The organism is Pseudomonas duriflava (assembly GCF_007830155.1).
Taxonomy (GTDB): Bacteria; Pseudomonadota; Gammaproteobacteria; order Pseudomonadales; family Pseudomonadaceae; genus Chryseomonas; species Chryseomonas duriflava.
The window spans coordinates 97,077-114,987 of record NZ_VLKY01000010.1 but is presented as its reverse complement, the minus strand read 5'-3'; the positions used below and the strand labels follow the sequence as shown (position 1 = coordinate 114,987).

The following is a 17,911-nucleotide window of genomic DNA, read 5'->3' as shown; positions in this document are numbered from 1 at the left end:
GGGAGGTGATGCCAGGCTGGTGCGAGATAGGGTTGGGCTTAACGGCGTGCGTCGTTGGCGGTGAGCTGAAGCGACTCGCGTTGACCAGGTAGGCTTTCGGCTACCAGGTCGCGTTGCCGCTTCAAGGCCGCCAGGGTTTTTGTATCGGCCATCGGTACAATGTCTGCATCGGCCTGGATACCGGGACGGACGCGCTGTAAGCCATTAACAATAATCTTCTCGTTTTGTGCGAGACCGGTGCGTACGATACGCAGCCCTTCGATTTTCGGCCCTAGCTCCACCGTGCGGTAATCTATGGTGCCGTCATCTTTGATAACCATGACGTATTTCTTACTTAGGTCGGTTCCCACGGCTTCGTCCTTGATCAGCATGGCATTATAAGTGCTACTGCCAACAAGCTTGAGCCGGGCATAAAGACCAGGGGTGAATTGGCCGTCTGCATTATCGAAGACAGCGCGGCCCCGAATTGTACCGGTGCGTGGGTCAACCTGGTTATCAACAAAGTTCATCTTACCCAGGTGAGGATAACCGCTCTCGTTGGAGAGCCCCATGAATACAGGACTGGCTTCGCCGCGAGCACCTTGACGCGCCAGGTCGGCGTATTTCAGGAATACACGCTCATCGGCATCGAAATAGGCATAAACCTTGTCCGTGGAAACTAGTGTCGTCAGGGTACTGTTACCAGCATTGACAAGGTTCCCCGCCGTGACCTCGGCTCTACCTACGCGCCCACTGATTGGGGCCTTGATCTGCGTAAAGCCCAGATCAAGGCGTGCCGCTTCCAGTTGGGCCTGAATCGCGCCAAGGGTAGCCTTTGCCTCAAGCGCCTCGCTGGTCCGGGCATCGGCCACTTCGGCCGAAATAGCATTGCTGGCACGCAGGCGCTCGCCACGTTGTGCTTCGCTCTGGGCGCGCTGGAAGTGTGCCCGGGCCTGTTGCACTTGAGCTTCAAGCCGCTTTACCTCTGCCTGGAAGGGGCGGGGATCGATCTGGAAAAGCAAATCGCCTTTCTTGACTTGGGCACCCTCGTGAAAGGCAACCCGGTCGATATACCCGGACACCCGGGGACGGATAACGACCGATTCAGGAGCTTCCAGGCGGCCAGTAACTTCGTCCCATTCAGTGACAGGTTGCTCAAGAACGTGGGCGGCGCTGACCTTGGGTTTAGGAGGAGCAGAGGTTGCCGTCTCGGGTTCTCGGCCGCAAGCGCTGAGGAGGAGAAGGCTTGTAAGAACTAAAGAGGATCGCCAGAGAGTCGATGACTGTTCCATGTTCGTATCCGCCGGTCGAAAGGAGTAAGAGAGTGGGCGGAGTGTGCAGCGAGTGCTAGATGGATACGAATCGAATGATCTGAAAACTACTATCAATGGAAATGATAAGTAGAGAAAACTTCATCAGTACAAGAAATGCTAGTTTTTAATTAGGTGGTAATACCAGCCCTTAATTAAAAAGTATCAGGGTCACCCACAAACATTTGTATACGCGAGCGTAACCAGCGTTCGGCGGGGTCATTATCATGTACGCCGCTCCAGGCCATGGATAGCTCGAACTTAGGTAAGTCAAGCGGTGGATCTTCGACGCGCAAGCCGCCATTAGCAGCCAGGACCTGAGCGGTATAGTCGGGCACAGTGGCGATAAGGTCGGTATTGGCAAGCAGCGTCCCAAGCCCATTGAATTGCGGGACGGCCAGTACCACGCGGCGTTGCTTACCCAAGGCGGTGAGAGACTCATCAATGTAGCCGCTCAGGTCGCCGGCATATGAGACCAGGGCATGAGGGCGTCCACAAAAATCCTCAAGACTCAGCGTGCCGGGAATCGTATCTGCTCTCAGGAGCTTGGGGCGCGTCAGGCGCACCACCTTGCGTTTGGCATTGGCCGGCAGCTCGTTGGTATAGGCGACCCCAACGGTGATCTCACCTGAAGATAACTGGCTGGACATCGTCATGTAATTAGTCCGCCGAATCACTAGTATTACCCCGGGCGCTTCGGCCCGAAGTCGGCGCAGCAGCGGCGGTAGCAGGGCAAACTCAACATCATCCGAAAGGCCAATACGAAACACGCGCTCGGCCTTGGCCGGCTCGAAGGTCTGAGCCCGACTCATGGCCGAGGAGATTGAGTCCAGGGCAGGAGATAGCAGCGAGAAGATTTCCTGCGCCCGGGGCGTTGGCTCCATGGTACGCCCGGTGCGTACGAGCAGCGGGTCGTCGAACAGGGCGCGAAGTCGGGCGAGGGCAGCGCTAATGGCCGGCTGGCCGAGAAATAATTTTTCGGCGGCACGTGTCACGCTGCGTTCGCGCATAAGCGTTTCGAATACAATCAAAAGATTGAGGTCTACCCGGCGAAGGTCGTTGCGATTCATGGCTTGTCCTTGTGCAATCGAGCAGAGGCTGAGCCTCGTAATCGTTTACGTCAAGCCGTCCTATCATCGTCAGGCATGGACATTATCGATACGGGCAGGTGGCATTGAATCGCCAGCTTGGATAGAGTCAGTGCTAATACGAAGCCTACTAACGAGGTCCGTGATGTCTCGTGTGATTCGATTTCACCAGTTCGGCGTAGCCGATGTCCTGCAGTGCGAGTCCCAACCCACGCCTAAACCGGGGCCGGGAGAGGTACTGGTGTCTGTACAGGCTCTGGGAGTAAGTTGGAGCGATGTGCTCTGGCGCCAAAATTTAGCCGATGAGTCTGCCACGTTGCCAGCAGGATTCGGATACGAACTGGCAGGTGAAGTGCTTGATGTGGGCGAGGGTGTCCATACTTTCAAGCCTGGCATGCGGGTAGCCAGTTTCCCTGGACATTCGCTAAATGATTATCCGGCCAGCGGTGATGTGGTCTTGATGCCGCATAGCTCCCTTACGGAGTATCCGGATAACTTGAGTCCGGCTGAGGCGGCCGTGCACTATACCGGCCTGTTGCTCGCCTACTTTGCCCTGGTCGATGTTGCTCAGCTCAAGCCCGAGCAGAGCGTATTGATCACCGAGGCAAACAACTGTATGGGCCCGGCCGTTGTGCAGTTGGCCACAGCGTTGGGCGGACGTGTTATTGCGGCCACGAGCGAGGCGGAAAATCGGGCTATGCTCAAGGCCCGCGGCGCGGCGAAAGTAGTGGCCACGGATGAACAGGATCTGGTTCTTGAGGTAGAGCGCTTCACCGAAGGGCGAGGCGTCGAAGTTGTGTTGGACGCCTTGTGCGGGCCGCAGATGTGCCGTTTGGGTGATCTGGCTGCAACCCGAGGCAAGCTGATCTTGTACGGTATGGGCGGTGGCAACGAAAGTTCGTTTCCGGCCTGCGCGGCGTTCAAGAAGCACTTGCAGATCCATCGGCATAGTATTCTGGATTTCACCGGCCATCCGGAGCTGGGCATCGAGCCGCAGACCGAGTCCATCCAGCGCGCACTGGCCGATATCAACCAACTGACCCGTGACGGTCTGCTCAAACCGCTTATTGCCTACACGTTACCCTTCGAGGACTTCATCGAGGCCCATCGACTGGTGGAAAGTGGCCCGTTGTCTGGGCGTGTTGTGTTGGTTGTCGAATAGCGCTCAAGGGCTGGCCGTTGCCTGGCCAGCCAGTTTCCGTCTTTCGTAAAAGCCTACCCTTGCCTTCTTTCTCTTAACGATTCGCACCTCTGGGGCGAATCGCTTCTGCCTGCATCATTTTCCTGAACTTTTCCCTCGGCGTTCGGCTCAGATTTCCATAGTTATCAGGCTGGTCGCAGCCTGATTTATCCATACAGGCCGTACCTGATAGCCCGGCGCTTTTCAGCCGCCCGGTTTTGGCCAGGATTGCGCCAGTCAACACTAGACTAAGGAGTCAGGCTCGATGTCGAATTCCGATCTTCCCGGTTCGCTCGCGTTGCTTCCCTACGATCCATCCACTGCTGCCCAGGCGCCCCGTATCGCGATCGAGTCAGTCAGTCCGGCTGTCGATAATGGCATGTTCGCGGCCAAGGGCATTGCAGGGCAGCCTATTACTGTCAAGGCAACTATCTTTGCTGATGGTCACGACAAGCTGGCCGCCTGTGTGCTCTGGCGTGTAGAGGGCGACGAAGAGTGGCAAATGGCTCCTCTTGAGCTCCTGGGTAACGATCTCTGGCAAGGCGAGTTCACACCGGTTCAAGTGGCTCGCCATGAGTTTGTCGTGCAGGCATGGTGGGATGTATATGGCAGCTACCGCTATGAGCTCGAAAAGAAATATGGTGCAGGCGTTCCGATCGGTCTAGAGCTATGGGAAGGGCGGATCCACCTGGAAAAAGCTTTAGAACGTGCCGATGAGAACGTGCGCCCCGGCCTTGAGTCGTTGCTAAGCCGGTTTGACCAGTGCGGCAGCGAAGGCGAGAAGGTGGCCTTGCTGTTGGGCTCGGAAGCCGAGCGCACGATGCGTGATGCCGATGCCTATCCACACCTGACCCACAGTATCGAATATCCGCTGGATATCGAGCGGGTCAAAGCCCAGTTCGCCAGTTGGTATGAACTCTTTCCGCGTTCGCAGACAGACAGTCCCGAGCGGCATGGCACTTTCCGCGACGTCATTGATCAGTTGCCGCGAGTGCGCGACATGGGCTTTGACGTGCTTTATTTCCCGCCGATCCATCCGATCGGTCTGGCGCACCGCAAAGGCAAAAATAACACCTTGGGCGCTGGCCCTGACCAGCCGGGCAGCCCGTATGCCATCGGCAGCCCAGACGGCGGACACGACGCCATCCATCCTCAACTCGGCAGTTTCGAAGATTTTCGTGCCTTGGTTGCTGCAGCCGCTGAGCATGGCCTCGAAATTGCCCTGGACTTTGCTATCCAATGTTCGCCTGATCATCCTTGGTTAAAAGAGCATCCAGGCTGGTTCTCATGGCGCCCGGACGGCTCGATGCGTTACGCAGAAAACCCGCCAAAGAAATATCAGGACATCGTCAATGTTGATTTCTATGCCAAGGACGCCGTCCCGGACCTGTGGTTGGCCTTGCGTGATGTGGTGTGGCTTTGGGTCGAGCAGGGCGTAAAGATCTTCCGGGTCGACAACCCGCACACTAAGCCCCTGCCGTTCTGGGAGTGGTTGATTGCCGATATTCGTGGCCGGGATCCGGAAGTGATGTTCCTTGCTGAGGCCTTTACCAAGCCAGCAATGATGGCGCGGCTAGGGAAAATCGGCTACTCGCAGAGCTATACCTATTTCACGTGGCGAAACACCAAAGCGGAGCTGACGGAGTACTTCACCCAGCTCAACGAACCACCCTTGCGTGACTGCTATCGGCCTAACTTCTTCGTCAACACGCCGGATATCAACCCTACATTCCTGCAAACCAGTGGCCGTCCCGGCTTTTTGATTCGGGCGGCGCTGGCTACCATGGGATCAGGGCTATGGGGCATGTACTCGGGATTCGAATTGTGTGAGGGCGCACCCTTGACGCCCGGCAAGGAGGAGTACCTGGATTCGGAGAAGTATGAGATCCGCCCACGTGACTGGTACGCGCCAGGCAACATCATGGCTGAAATAGCCCAGCTTAACCGTATCCGCAAGCAGAACCCTGCCTTGCAGACGCACCTGGGGCTCACGTTCTACCACGCGTTCAATGACAACATTCTCTATTTTGGAAAGCACACAGCTGACTTGGAAAACTTTGTTCTGGTCGCCGTGAGTCTTGATCCATTCAATGCTCAGGAGGCTCATTTCGAGCTGCCACTTTGGGAGTTCGGCCTGGATGACAATGCCGATACGCAAGGCGAAGATCTCATGACCGGCCATCGCTGGACGTGGCACGGCAAGACTCAGTGGATGCGTCTCGATCCGTCAATGCCCTTTGGTATCTGGCGTATTCGCCCGGCCTTATAAGGCCTAGGAAGAAAAAAATGGCAAAACCCAGAAAATCTCGTTCGCGCAAACCGGCCGCCTTTATCGACGATCCGCTATGGTACAAGGATGCCGTCATTTATCAGGTCCATGTAAAGTCATTCTTTGATGCCAACAATGATGGCATCGGTGACTTTCCCGGCCTGATTGAAAAGCTCGACTACATTGCCAGTCTGGGAGTCAACACCATCTGGCTGTTGCCGTTCTATCCCTCGCCGCGCAAAGACGACGGGTACGATATCGCTGAATACCGGGGCATCCATCCCGACTATGGCTCCATGGCGGATGCCAAGCGCTTTATTGCCGAAGCACACAGGCGTGGGCTGCGTGTGATTACCGAGCTGGTCATCAACCATACCTCCGACCAGCACCCATGGTTCCAGCGCGCCCGCAAGGCCAAGAAGGGCTCGGCGGCACGCAACTTTTATGTCTGGTCGGATGACGACAAGAAATACGACGGCACCCGGATCATTTTCCTGGATACCGAGAAATCGAATTGGACTTGGGACCCGGTGGCCCAACAGTATTTCTGGCACCGGTTCTATTCGCACCAGCCGGATCTGAATTTTGATAATCCGCAGGTGATGAAGGCAGTCATCTCGATCATGCGGTACTGGCTGGATCTGGGGGTGGATGGCCTACGCTTGGACGCGATTCCTTACTTGGTCGAGCGTGACGGCACCAATAACGAGAATCTGCCGGAAACACATGCGGTGCTTAAGCAGATCCGGGCCGAGATTGATGCCAACTACCCGGATCGGATGCTACTGGCCGAAGCCAATCAATGGCCGGAGGATACTCAGCAGTACTTTGGCGAGGGCGATGAATGTCATATGGCGTTCCACTTCCCGCTGATGCCGCGCATGTATATGGCCATTGCCCAAGAAGACCGCTTCCCGATTACCGACATCCTGCGACAGACGCCGGAAATTCCAGCCAATTGTCAGTGGTCGATTTTTCTACGTAACCACGACGAGCTAACGCTGGAAATGGTGACGGACAAAGAGCGGGATTACCTGTGGAATTACTATGCCTCGGACCGCCGTGCCCGTATCAATCTTGGGATTCGTCGCCGCCTGGCACCTTTGTTGGAGCGCGACCGTCGTCGGATCGAACTGTTAAACAGTTTACTGTTGTCGATGCCCGGCACACCAACGCTGTATTACGGTGATGAAATCGGCATGGGAGACAACATCCATTTGGGAGACCGTGACGGCGTACGAACGCCGATGCAGTGGTCGGTCGATCGCAATGGTGGTTTCTCCCGCGCTGACCCGGCCAGCCTGGTACTTCCGGCGATTATGGACCCGCTCTATGGGTATCAATCGATCAACGTTGAAGCGCAATCGCGCGATCCGCATTCGCTGCTGAACTGGACCCGGCGCATGCTGGCGGTGCGCAAGCAACAGAAGGCGTTCGGCCGGGGCACGATGAAAATGCTTGCCCCCAGCAACCGCCGCATTCTGGCGTACCTACGCGATTACACCAATTCGGATGGCGAGCATGAAATCATCCTGTGCGTGGCCAACGTGTCGCGTGCCGCTCAGGCCGTCGAGCTGGATCTGTCCTCACTGGCCGGCAAGGTTCCGGTTGAGATGGTCGGTGGAAGTGCTTTCCCCCCGATCGGTCAGTTGCCTTACATGCTGACCCTACCGCCGTATGGATTTTATTGGTTCTACCTGGCTGGCCATGAACAGATGCCAGCCTGGCACTCGGAGCCCCCTGCACCCATGCCTGACTATCAAACCTTGGTTATCAAAAAGAACCTGCAGGAGCTTATAAGCGGTGCTCCGCGCAAATCCCTGGAACAAGACATCCTGCCCGTTTATTTGCCGAAGCGGCGCTGGTTCGCCAGCAAGAACGAGGCGATCAAGGGTGTGAAACTTCTCTATGCCGCACAGCTGCAAACACCCAAGTTTCCGGTACTGCTCTGTGAAATCAGCGTGCAGAACGCCAAGGGCGAGGAGCAGTATGCACTGCCACTCGGGTTCCTCGCTGAAGACGACCAGCATTGCAGTCCGCTGGCGACTCAGTTGGCCATGTCCCGTATCCGGCACGTTCGGACAGTGGGGCTGGTTACGGATGCCTTTACGCTGTCCAGCTTCGTGCATGGCGTATTCAATGCCTTCAAGACGAAGACAGTTATTCCCTCTCCGGTGGGTGAGGTTCGTTTTCAGCCATACATGGAAGAGGAAAACTTTGTCACGACGGACGAGACGCAAATTCGTCACATGGGTGTCGAGCAATCCAACAGCTCGCTCATCGTAGGTGACAAATACATGCTCAAGCTCATCCGTAAGGTAGCGTCCGGTATCCATCCTGAAGTAGAGATGGGGCGCTTCCTGGCTGAAAAAGGCTTCGCCAATATGGCGCCCGTCTTGGGTGAGGTAACGCGATATAGCGAAGACGAGACGCCAACTGTTCTGATGTTGGTGCAGCCGCATATTCACAACCAGGGTGATGCCTGGACGTGGACGCTCGACAAGCTTGATCGAGTAACGCGTGATCTTGTCTCCGCGGGTGTCTCCGAAGTGGAAAACGAATTCTCGGCGATGAGTGAGTTGGAGGATTTCGCTGCCATTCTGGGTAAGCGGCTGGGTGAGATGCATGCGCTGTTGGCTGAGCCTAGCGACAATCCAGATTTTGATCCGGTGAAAATTGACCAGGACGGTGCACGTGAGCTGGCGCAACGGGTGCGTAAACAGGTCGATACCATGCTTGATACGCTGGACAGCAAGCGTGGCGCAATGGATGCCGAAGGCGTACAAATGCTCGACAGGCTTTTGGCACAGCGGAAAGATCTGGGTGAACGCATCGAAGCGCTGGCAGCCGATGTAACCGGCGGGCTGATGATCCGGGTTCATGGTGATTTCCATCTGGGGCAAGTCTTGGTAGCCCAGGATGACGCCTATCTGATCGACTTCGAGGGCGAACCGGCCCGTTCGCTGGAAGAGCGACGTGGCAAGTATGGCCCGCAAAAGGATGTGGCTGGCTTGCTGCGTTCCTTTGATTATGCGTCTGCTATGCAGACGCTTGCTGGAAGCAGCGGAGCTGACACCTCGGATGAAACGATGCAGTTGCGCAAACAGACGGCAGATAACTACCGTACCGCTTCCTATACCGCTTTCCTGCAAGGGTATCGTGAAGCAGCGGGAAGCATTGCACATGAATGGGGTGAGCGCGGGGAACAGGCAGCGCTCGATCTCTATCTACTCGAAAAAGCAGTTTATGAAATCGGCTATGAAGCCGCCAACCGACCCACGTGGATCAATATTCCTCTGCGCGGCGTGGCCGCCATTGTCGACTCGCTCACCAAGGGAGCAAAAGGATGACTCAAGCTCAATCGCTAAAGCCCGATACCCTGCAGTTATCGGCCCAGGAGGCCGATGCTCTGGCGCGTGGTGAACACGGGAACCCCTTTGGCATTCTAGGCCCGCATCCGGATGGGACCGGCATGATTGTGCGCGCTTTCCTGCCCAACGCCTTGGGTGTGGAAATGATTGACCGGGAGAGCGGTCAGCGCTTGGCTCACATGGAGGCAGGACAGATTCCTGGCCTGTTCCATGCGCGCCTGGATTATGAGGTGCCATATTTTTTCCGCATTCGCTGGCCGAGCGGTGTGCAGGAAACGGAAGACCCTTACAGCTTTGGCCTGCTTCTCGGTGAGATGGATATCTACCTGTTCAACGAGGGTAAGCATCGGCGGCTCGGCCATTGCCTTGGTGCGCAGTTCATGACTGTTGATGGCATCGAGGGGGTCCGCTTCGCTGTTTGGGCACCCAATGCACGGCGCGTCTCTGTAGTAGGCAATTTCAATTCATGGGATGGCCGTCGTCACCCCATGCGCCTGCGCCACGGTGCTGGTATTTGGGAGCTGTTCATCCCTCGGCTCAAGCCGGGTGAGTCGTACAAATACGAAATTCTCGGGCAGCATGGCCTTTTACCCCTCAAGGCCGACCCGGTTGCCTTGGCAACTGAGCTTTCGCCCTGTACAGCGTCTGTTGTCGCTGATCCTACGCCGTTCGAGTGGCATGACGACGATTGGATGGCACAGCGCAAGGAACGGCATTCTTATAATGCGCCGCTTTCCGTTTATGAGCTGCATGCCGGCTCCTGGATGCGGGAGGGCGGAGACAACGGTCGCCTATATACATGGCGTGAGTTGGCCGATCGGTTGATCCCCTATATTCAGGAGATGGGTTTTACTCATATCGAGTTGCTTCCCATCATGGAACACCCGTTCAGCGGCTCCTGGGGCTACCAGCCCCTGTCGCAGTTCGCGCCTACTTCCCGCTTTGGTACGCCTGCCGATTTCGCGGCATTTATCGATGCTTGCCACCAGGCTAACATCGGCGTGATCCTGGATTGGGTACCCGCGCACTTCCCAACGGATCCGCATGGCTTGGCCCGTTTTGATGGCACAGCCTTATATGAATACGAGCATCCGTTCGAAGGCTTCCACCAGGACTGGAATACCTACATCTATAATCTGGGTCGTAATGAGGTCCACGGCTTTATGTTGGCTTCGGCTATGCATTGGCTGAACCATTTCCATATAGACGGTTTGCGCGTAGACGCCGTGGCTTCCATGCTCTACCGCGATTATTCGCGTAAGCATGGGGAGTGGATCCCTAATCAGTTTGGGGGGCGTGAAAATCTCGAGACGATTGCCTTCCTGCGGCACTTGAATGAGGTTGTGCATGAGGAAGCGCCGGGTGCGCTGATGATTGCCGAAGAGTCTACGGCCTGGCCGGGCGTGAGCAAGCCGACCTCCGAAGGCGGGCTAGGCTTTAATTACAAGTGGAACATGGGGTGGATGCACGACACCCTCCACTATATCGAGCGAGACCCGATCCACCGGCAGTATGAACATCACAACATGACGTTTGCCATGGTCTATGCCTATTCCGAACGTTTCGTGTTGCCTATCTCTCACGACGAAGTGGTACATGGCAAGGGCTCGCTGGTAAACAAAATGCCGGGCGATGTCTGGCAGAAGTTTGCCAACCTGCGCGCTTACCTGTCGTTCATGTGGGCTCACCCCGGCAAGAAGCTTCTCTTCATGGGGTGTGAGATTGGCCAGTGGCGTGAGTGGAGTCATGACCGTGAACTGGATTGGTTCCTGCTTGAGCATGGCAACCACCAGGGCGTGAAAAAGTTGGTTGCTGACCTGAATCACCTGTACCGCTCTGAACCTATGCTGCATGAGTATGATTGTGAACCGGAGGGGTTCCAGTGGGTGGTTGGGGATGACAACGTAAACAGTGTTCTGGCATGGTTGCGCTTCGACTCCAAGCGGCGACCTATGCTGGTTGTAGCCAACCTGACACCTGTTCCGCGCTATGATTACCGGGTTGGTGTACCCGAAGGCGGCGAGTGGCTGGAGCTATTTAATAGCGACAGCACCTTGTACGGTGGTAGTGGTGTAGGAAATAGCGGCATGGCCTTGGCGGATGTTATTGCCAGTCATGGTCAGCCGGCCTCATTGAACCTTACGTTGCCTCCCTTGGGCGTGGTGATTTTCAAGCCGGGGACACGTCCCGAATAGCAGTAGAAAACGGCGCTTCGGCGCCGTTTTGTCGTTCAAGGAGATGCGTATGGTTGATCTGGCGGAATGGAACCTTACGATTCCCACGCCTGCTGAGCCGGTCGTCATCGAGACGAGTGTGCTTAACCAGCAGTATCGCAGCGATTACTTTTACCGCTCTGCCGATGGCAGCATTACCTTCTGGACGCCGGTAACGGGTAGCGTTGCCGCGGGAAGAGCCTATCCAGGCAGTGAATTACGAGAGACCCGTCCTGACGGTAGTGAGTACACCTGGAAATACGGAGACTCTGTTAGCCTGATGCAGGCTGATCTCAAAGTCAGCCAGATTCCTTCGAATGGGAAGGTAATTATTGGACAGATCCGCAGTGCTGGCGATAGTCAACATCAACAGGACAAAGCCGTCATCAGGCTGCGCTACCGTGTGATCAAAGAAGAACACCACGCCGCGCCTGTTACCGGGCAGCTTGAGGCCTTAATTCGAACGAAGCCCGATACTCAAAAAGCACCCGCACAGATTTTATTACGGAACATTACGGAACATTCCTTTGAATGGAACGTTCAGTTATGAGCTCAGGCTGAATCGTGCGGGAGTGTTGAGCGCTCGGGTGTATACCCCGGCGAGAGGCAATGGCGAGCTGTCGGTCCAGCTCAATCCTCGATGGGCTACACATAACCTGTACTTCAAGGCAGGCGCTTATGTAGAAGATACAACGGGGCCCGCTACGGAGGGGGGTAAAGTAACGTTCTCCCGCCTGATTACTATGCACCAGCCCAACAATCGATAAGCGCATAAAAAAGTCCCCTGTAAGGGGACTTCAGGTCTTCTTCAGCCAGTCTTCTCAGACATCTTCCGTTGGTTGCTATGGCGTAGTTTCTTGGCTCGGCTTTCCAGCCAGAAATAAACCACGATGGCCAGTAACAATGGGGCGATGAAGTAGATGGCGCGATAGGCCAGCAAGGCGGCAATAATGAAATAATGATCAAGTTCATGCCCAAGAAACGCGACAAATACGGCTTCCAGTACACCGATACCGGCCGGGATGTGAGTGATGATCCCTGCAAAGCTGCTGATTAACAGAACCCCAAGGACAAAGACATAATCGATCTTCTGGCCTAGCAGGATGTAAATAATGGCACCCATGGCCATCCAGTTAACTGACGAGACAGCCAGCTGGATACAAGCCATACGCAAGGAGGGCAGGTTCAGATTCTGACCCTTGACAGTCCATGAGCGTCGCTTGGAAAACGTGCAGAACAGCAAATAGACCGCAATAAAAATCAGCAGACCGGCACCGATCAGGCGCAGCGTCATGTTGCCAATGAACCAGTGCGGAGGAATATGAACCAACCCAGCCGTGAAAATCAGGCCAGCTAACAGAATGTAGCCCAGCCAGTTAGTGGCAAGGCTCAGGCTGAAGATTTTGGTAATCGTGCTGTTCTCCAGACCCAACCGCGAGTACAGACGATACCGCATGCCGATCCCGCCAACCCAGGTGCTGAGGGTGAGCGTAAAGGCATAACAGATAAACGAGACAAGCATGACTTGCCGCTTGCCAAGTTTATGCTGGCAATAGGCCCGCCCGATCAGGTCGTAAAAGCCGTACATGATGTAGCTGACAATGACCAAGCCCATGGCCATGCCCATCGTAAGCCATCCATACTGGCGGATCGAGCGGAACACTTGGGCCCAGTCTACTTGGCGTGCATACATCACCAGGAGTACGGTAACCGCAATGAAAAAGGCGTAGGTCAATACTTTTTTGACGATAGGCCATACGTTTCGCTTCGAGGAGGCGTGTGAATTCATGGAGGCTTCCTGCGAATGTCTAGCCGTGGCACTCATGGGTGGGACCTCACGCGTTCCGAATCCGCTACATCATGGGTTCCCAGATGCGATTGAGCGGGGGGTTCTACCAAGGCAATCCTCGGTGTATGTGCCGGTAACCATCCCGCCAGCGCTGGGAAGTGCCTGAGGAAGTGAAAGACCAGCATGGTTTTGGCCAAGTGCCACATGGTTTTACGCGGCACTTTGCTCATGTCCACATGCTGACAATGCTGCGCCATGAGTTGTTCGAGCCGTTCACGCAAGACCTGATTAAAGGCGCGGTCATGAATGATTAGGTTCGATTCAAGGTTGAGCGAAAGGCTTAAAGGATCAAGGTTGCTAGAGCCTACGGTAGCCCAGTGGTCATCCATCAAGGCCACCTTGCCGTGTAGAGGGCGTCGGCAATACTCGTATACTTCAACCCCCTCGGGGACAAGATAGTTGTACAGCATACGAGCGCCGACCTTGACGATCGGCATGTCGGGCTCGCCCTGGACGATCAACACGACTCGCACCTTGCGACGTGCTGCATCGCGCAGTTCACGTAATAGGCGATAACCCGGAAAGAAGTAGGCATTAGCGATGATGATTTCACGTTGTGCGGTACGAATCATCTCCAGGTAATGCTGTTCGATGTCTGTTCGATGCCCTTCATTGTCCCGATAAACAAACAGGGCTTGAGCGTTTCCAGGGAATCGATTGAGAGCCGGTGCTTGACGCCGCCGTCCCCACCAGCGCCGCGGTTCCTCACTATGCCCCAGCGCTTCGAGGGTGAAACGATGAATGTCCGCTACGATAGGGCCTTCAACCTCTACCGCATAATCCTGCTTGGCTGTTGGCCCAAAATCGCCCAAGTGATCGGCAGAAAAATTGATGCCGCCAACAAAGGCGATCTGTGCATCGATAACAACGATCTTTCGGTGCAAGCGCCGAAATAGATTGGTACGGCGCCCCATGAATAAAGGGCGAGGATCGTAAAAACGAAAACGCACACCCGCTAGCACCAGTTGATCGAGAAACTCCTTGGTGAGTTCGGCCGAGCCGTAACCATCTACCGTGACCTCAACCTGGACACCTCGTTTAGCCGCCTCGATGAGCACTCGGTGAAGCTCATTGCCTACCTTGTCCTCAAAGAGAATAAAGGTCTCAAGCAGAACTTCGCGTTTCGCCTGGGAGATGGCTTCGAATACCCGAGGAAAATATTCTTCACCGTTTTCAAGCAGCTGGATCCGATTGCCGTCTCTCCACTCCATACTCATACACAAAGCTCCACTGCCAGTGGTGCATGGTCGGATAAGTGAGACCATGGCTGATTGGAGAGGACAGTCGGCTCGCGAACCGTCACGTTACGGGTATAGATCCGATCAAGACGCAACATAGGCATACGCGCCGGAAAGGTCTTGGCGTGCTGACCATGCGCATTCAAGAAAGCTTCTTCCAGACCTGCCCCGTTCTTGAGTACGTCACTGGCGCGCTGACGCCAGTCATTGAAATCGCCAGCCACTACGAGCGGTGCATCGTCAGGAAGGCTTTCAATCAACTTGCACATCAGTTTTAACTGCTGCAATCGATGATTTTCACGCAACCCAAGATGGACGCAAATAGCATGGATATCGACATCATGATCCGGAACGCGTAGTACGCAATGCAGCAGACCACGCTTTTCCGGCCCGGTGATTGATACATCCAGGTTCTGATAGGTCACGATAGGGAATTTTGATAACACCGCGTTGCCATGATGACCGTCCGGGTAGACCGCATTTCGCCCGTAGGCGAAATCGGTCCACATGGAATCGGCCAAAAACTCATACTGCGGCGCCGCTGGCCAATTTTCATAGCGCAACGGATGCTTCTCGTGAGTACCCAAGACTTCCTGAAGAAACACAAGATCCGCCGACACTGTGCGTACTGCATCACGCAGCTCCGGCAGGATGAACTTTCGGTTAAGCGCCGTGAAGCCTTTGTGCGTATTGATCGTCAGGATCTTGAACGAGAAGCCGTGTACGCCTGCTGTCATGCTGTGCGCTTCCTCCGCTTGGTCTGCTTGGTCAGTTCGAACAACAGGAACGACCGACCGGTTACCTGATAAACATCTCCAAAGGCAAAGGTGTCGTTATTGTCGAGATCCGGCTGGTTGGTATCCACTTGCAATACCCAATGTTCTCCCTGCGGTACTTCCGGCAGGGTAAAGTCGACTACATCGAAGTGGGCATTAACGATCATGAGCAGTGAAGTCTCAGACCCGGCACGGCGAATGCCGGTGGGCTGCGCACGTCCGTCGAGTAGAATACCCATGCAGCGATTGGTGCCGTCCTCCCATTGTTCCGTGCCCATTTCTTCGCCGTTAGGCGTTATCCAGGTCACATCCTTCACACCCAGTTCTTCGTTATAGACCCCGGTAAAGAAGCGGCTACGGCGCAACAGGGGATAGCGCTGGCGTATTTCAATCAACTGGCGGGTGAAGTCCTGCAGTTCAGCGCCACGCTCATCAATGTTCCAATTGACCCAGCCGATTTCGCTGTCCTGGCAGTAGGCATTGTTATTGCCGCCTTGAGTACGGGCAAATTCGTCGCCAGCCAGGAGCATGGGCGTGCCTTGAGAGAAGAACAGGGTAGCCAACAGGTTGCGCATCTGACGATGGCGCAAGTCGAGGATTTCCGGATCGTCGGTTTCGCCTTCTACACCGCAGTTCCAGGACAGGTTGTTGGAATGACCGTCACTGTTGCCTTCGCCATTGGCTTCGTTGTGCTTGTCGTTATAGGACACCACATCGTTAAGTGTGAAGCCGTCATGCGCCGTAATGAAATTGACTGACGATGCAGGCTTGCGACCACGATGATTGAACTGATCGCCGGAGCCCAAAATGATTTTGGCGAAATCGCCCAGCTTGTCATCATCACCTTTCCAGAAAGAACGCGCGGTATCGCGGAACTTGTCGTTCCATTCCATCCAGCCTGGGGGGAAATTACCGACCTGATAGCCGCCAGGACCACAATCCCAGGGTTCGGCCACAAGTTTGAGCTGGTTAAGAATAGGATCCTGACGGCATGCATCGAGGAAGCCGCCGCCCTCGTCGAAGCCATGGGGCTCACGAGCAAGGATAGTGGCAAGGTCGAAGCGGAAGCCGTCCACCCGCATTTCTGTCGCCCAATAGCGCAGCGAATCGGTCACCATTTGCAGGACGCAAGGGTGGCTCATGTTCAGTGTGTTGCCGGTTCCGGTGTCGTTGATGTAGTAGCGTGGGTTATCCGGCATCAGGCGATAGTAACTGGCGTTGTCGATGCCTTTAAGCGAGAGGGTTGGGCCCATCTCGTTGCCTTCGGCCGTATGGTTGTAAACCACATCAAGAATGACTTCGAGTCCTGCTTTATGCAGGCGCGCCACCATGATCTTGAACTCACCAATCGATTGGCTGGCCATATAGCGAGCATGGGGAGCAAAAAACGCCAGGGTGTTATAGCCCCAGAAATTGCGTAGCCCTTTTTCCAGGAGATGGTTGTCATCCAGGAAATAGTGGATGGGCATAAGCTCGACCGATGTAACACCCAGCGATCGAATGTAATCCGTTACCTCGCTCTCGTGAAACGCTGAAAACGTACCGCGCGCATTTTCCGGTACGGCGGGATGCTGCATCGTATAACCGCGAACATGCGTTTCGTAGAAAACCGTGCGGTCCCATGGAATCTTGGGATTCTCGGCGTTGGCCCAGGTAAAGGCCGGGTCGATCACACGGCAGCGCGGCATGTACGGAGCGCTATCACGTTCATCGAACGAAAGATCGCCATCGGGATGGCCGATGGTGTAGCCGAAAAGAGCATCATTCCATTGCAGCTCACCCACGATCTGCTTGGCGTAAGGATCGATCAAAAGCTTGTTTGGATTGAAACGATGGCCGGCTTCCGGTTCGTAGGGCCCGTGGACACGATAACCGTAAAGCGTACCGGGACGTGCATCAGGCAGGTAACCGTGCCAGATCTCGTTAGTGTATTCAGGAAGCTCGATACGCTCAATTTCTTCATACGTCTCTTGATCGAACAGGCACAGTTCGACCTTGGTGGCATGGGCAGAAAACAAGGCGAAATTAACGCCCACGCCATCCCAAGTAGCACCCAAGGGGTAGGGTAATCCTTCCCTCAAGCGAGAGGTGGTTCGATTGACAAAAGCCGTACCCGCTTGCTTTTCGTTTTCGCTAGGCTGTTCTGAGCTCATGTGGTCGACTCTAAGTGATGAGGTCATTCATCTCAGCAAGGCCGTGACCTTTACCAAGACTGTTAATTCGTATCGCGCGAACGGCCCACCAGGGTCGCTGGAGCGCATGCCAAACTCTTACATCTGGAGATATAGAAAGGTTTTCCACCTGGCAGTTCCTGTGCATTCGGTACGGCAGGCGGTATTCAGCGAAGCGCGTGAACACTGATACCTGTGAACAAGCAGCTAATAGTTCATGGTTGAAGCGTTCAGGAGAGAATGAGGGCGCCAATAAAAAGCGGGAAAAAGCGCCTAGGCCTTTTCCCGCTTCGAATTGAAATAAGGTCTGTATCACGCGAAGGTGCTGTACACGCTATTACTTGGAACCGCCCTTGCGACCGGCTTCAGCGGCGCGCTCTCGATCATTGGCAAAATTGCCGCCACTGTTTCGACCACCTTTACGACCGGCTTCAGCCGCTCTTTCGCGGTCATTGGCAAAGTTACCT

The 17,911-nt window shown here is 55.2% G+C and carries 12 protein-coding genes and 1 pseudogene; 6 read left to right on the top strand and 7 right to left on the bottom strand.

Annotated features, from left to right (window positions below; genetic code table 11):
- Positions 1 to 38 precede the first annotated feature (38 nt).
- Together mexE and IQ22_RS15255 are read right to left on the bottom strand one after the other, a co-directional pair.
- Positions 39 to 1,271, bottom strand: coding sequence for a multidrug efflux RND transporter periplasmic adaptor subunit MexE (gene mexE, locus IQ22_RS15260; protein WP_145143506.1), 1,233 nt, complete (start codon positions 1,269 to 1,271; stop codon positions 39 to 41).
- Positions 1,272 to 1,444: 173 nt separating this feature from the next.
- The gene (locus tag IQ22_RS15255; RefSeq protein ID WP_145143504.1) at positions 1,445 to 2,359 is read right to left on the bottom strand and encodes a LysR family transcriptional regulator; all 915 of its coding nucleotides are present in this window, start codon (positions 2,357 to 2,359) and stop codon (positions 1,445 to 1,447) included.
- Between the two features lie 163 nt (positions 2,360 to 2,522).
- On the opposite strand from IQ22_RS15255, the gene IQ22_RS15250 reads away from it, so the two are divergent.
- The 6 genes from IQ22_RS15250 to IQ22_RS24115 all read left to right on the top strand — a co-directional run bounded on the left by IQ22_RS15250 (position 2,523) and on the right by IQ22_RS24115 (position 12,177).
- Positions 2,523 to 3,539 (top strand): zinc-dependent alcohol dehydrogenase family protein, encoded by a 1,017-nt coding sequence (locus IQ22_RS15250; RefSeq protein WP_145143502.1) that lies wholly within the window; start codon positions 2,523 to 2,525, stop codon positions 3,537 to 3,539.
- A 283-nt stretch (positions 3,540 to 3,822) separates the two neighbouring features.
- Positions 3,823 to 5,826, top strand: a complete 2,004-nt coding sequence (locus IQ22_RS15245; RefSeq protein ID WP_145143500.1) for an alpha-1,4-glucan--maltose-1-phosphate maltosyltransferase — start codon at positions 3,823 to 3,825, stop codon at positions 5,824 to 5,826.
- Positions 5,827 to 5,843: 17 nt separating this feature from the next.
- A complete protein-coding gene (gene treS / locus IQ22_RS15240; protein ID WP_145143498.1) occupies positions 5,844 to 9,176 on the top strand; it encodes a maltose alpha-D-glucosyltransferase in 3,333 nt (1,110 codons plus the stop codon).
- A complete protein-coding gene (glgB, locus tag IQ22_RS15235; protein ID WP_145143496.1) occupies positions 9,173 to 11,392 on the top strand; it encodes a 1,4-alpha-glucan branching protein GlgB in 2,220 nt (739 codons plus the stop codon). Before treS ends, glgB begins: the two co-directional genes overlap by 4 nt.
- 49 nt (positions 11,393 to 11,441) lie before the next feature.
- Positions 11,442 to 11,960 carry a polysaccharide lyase family 7 protein gene (locus IQ22_RS15230; RefSeq protein ID WP_158635439.1) on the top strand — a complete coding sequence of 173 codons (519 nt, stop codon included), beginning with the start codon at positions 11,442 to 11,444 and terminating at the stop codon, positions 11,958 to 11,960.
- Positions 11,938 to 12,177 carry a polysaccharide lyase family 7 protein gene (locus tag IQ22_RS24115; protein ID WP_158635438.1) on the top strand — a complete coding sequence of 80 codons (240 nt, stop codon included), beginning with the start codon at positions 11,938 to 11,940 and terminating at the stop codon, positions 12,175 to 12,177. The genes IQ22_RS15230 and IQ22_RS24115 overlap by 23 nt, the downstream gene beginning before the upstream one ends.
- Before the next feature lie 41 nt (positions 12,178 to 12,218).
- Here IQ22_RS24115 and IQ22_RS15220 read toward each other — a convergent pair whose 3' ends face one another.
- The 5 genes and pseudogenes from IQ22_RS15220 to IQ22_RS15200 all read right to left on the bottom strand — a co-directional run.
- A complete protein-coding gene (locus IQ22_RS15220) occupies positions 12,219 to 13,199 on the bottom strand; it encodes a lysylphosphatidylglycerol synthase transmembrane domain-containing protein (RefSeq protein WP_145143490.1) in 981 nt (326 codons plus the stop codon).
- 32 nt (positions 13,200 to 13,231) lie between these two features.
- Entirely contained in the window at positions 13,232 to 14,476 is a 1,245-nt protein-coding gene (gene clsB / locus IQ22_RS15215) for a cardiolipin synthase ClsB (protein WP_145143488.1), read from the bottom strand.
- Positions 14,473 to 15,234, bottom strand: coding sequence for an endonuclease/exonuclease/phosphatase family protein (locus IQ22_RS15210; protein ID WP_145143486.1), 762 nt, complete (start codon positions 15,232 to 15,234; stop codon positions 14,473 to 14,475). The genes clsB and IQ22_RS15210 overlap by 4 nt, the downstream gene beginning before the upstream one ends.
- Positions 15,231 to 17,426: a glycogen debranching protein GlgX gene (gene glgX / locus IQ22_RS15205; protein ID WP_244309178.1), complete on the bottom strand. Its 2,196-nt coding sequence runs from the start codon at positions 17,424 to 17,426 to the stop codon at positions 15,231 to 15,233. Before glgX ends, IQ22_RS15210 begins: the two co-directional genes overlap by 4 nt.
- Before the next feature lie 355 nt (positions 17,427 to 17,781).
- Positions 17,782 to 17,910 (bottom strand): annotated as a pseudogene (locus IQ22_RS15200) (con-10 family general stress protein); the annotation flags it as partial.
- Position 17,911 lies beyond the last annotated feature (1 nt).

Bases quoted from the DNA above. Each gene is read 5' to 3' on its own strand.
- glgX (WP_244309178.1), bottom strand. From the start codon at position 17,426: ATGAGCTCAGAACAGCCTAGCGAAAACGAAAAGCAAGCGGGTACGGCT.
- clsB (WP_145143488.1), bottom strand. From the start codon at position 14,476: ATGAGTATGGAGTGGAGAGACGGCAATCGGATCCAGCTGCTTGAAAAC.
- glgB (WP_145143496.1), top strand. From the start codon at position 9,173: ATGACTCAAGCTCAATCGCTAAAGCCCGATACCCTGCAGTTATCGGCC.
- IQ22_RS15255 (WP_145143504.1), bottom strand. From the start codon at position 2,359: ATGAATCGCAACGACCTTCGCCGGGTAGACCTCAATCTTTTGATTGTA.
- IQ22_RS15250 (WP_145143502.1), top strand. From the start codon at position 2,523: ATGTCTCGTGTGATTCGATTTCACCAGTTCGGCGTAGCCGATGTCCTG.
- IQ22_RS15220 (WP_145143490.1), bottom strand. From the start codon at position 13,199: ATGAATTCACACGCCTCCTCGAAGCGAAACGTATGGCCTATCGTCAAA.
- mexE (WP_145143506.1), bottom strand. From the start codon at position 1,271: ATGGAACAGTCATCGACTCTCTGGCGATCCTCTTTAGTTCTTACAAGC.
- IQ22_RS15245 (WP_145143500.1), top strand. From the start codon at position 3,823: ATGTCGAATTCCGATCTTCCCGGTTCGCTCGCGTTGCTTCCCTACGAT.
- treS (WP_145143498.1), top strand. From the start codon at position 5,844: ATGGCAAAACCCAGAAAATCTCGTTCGCGCAAACCGGCCGCCTTTATC.
- IQ22_RS15230 (WP_158635439.1), top strand. From the start codon at position 11,442: ATGGTTGATCTGGCGGAATGGAACCTTACGATTCCCACGCCTGCTGAG.
- IQ22_RS15210 (WP_145143486.1), bottom strand. From the start codon at position 15,234: ATGACAGCAGGCGTACACGGCTTCTCGTTCAAGATCCTGACGATCAAT.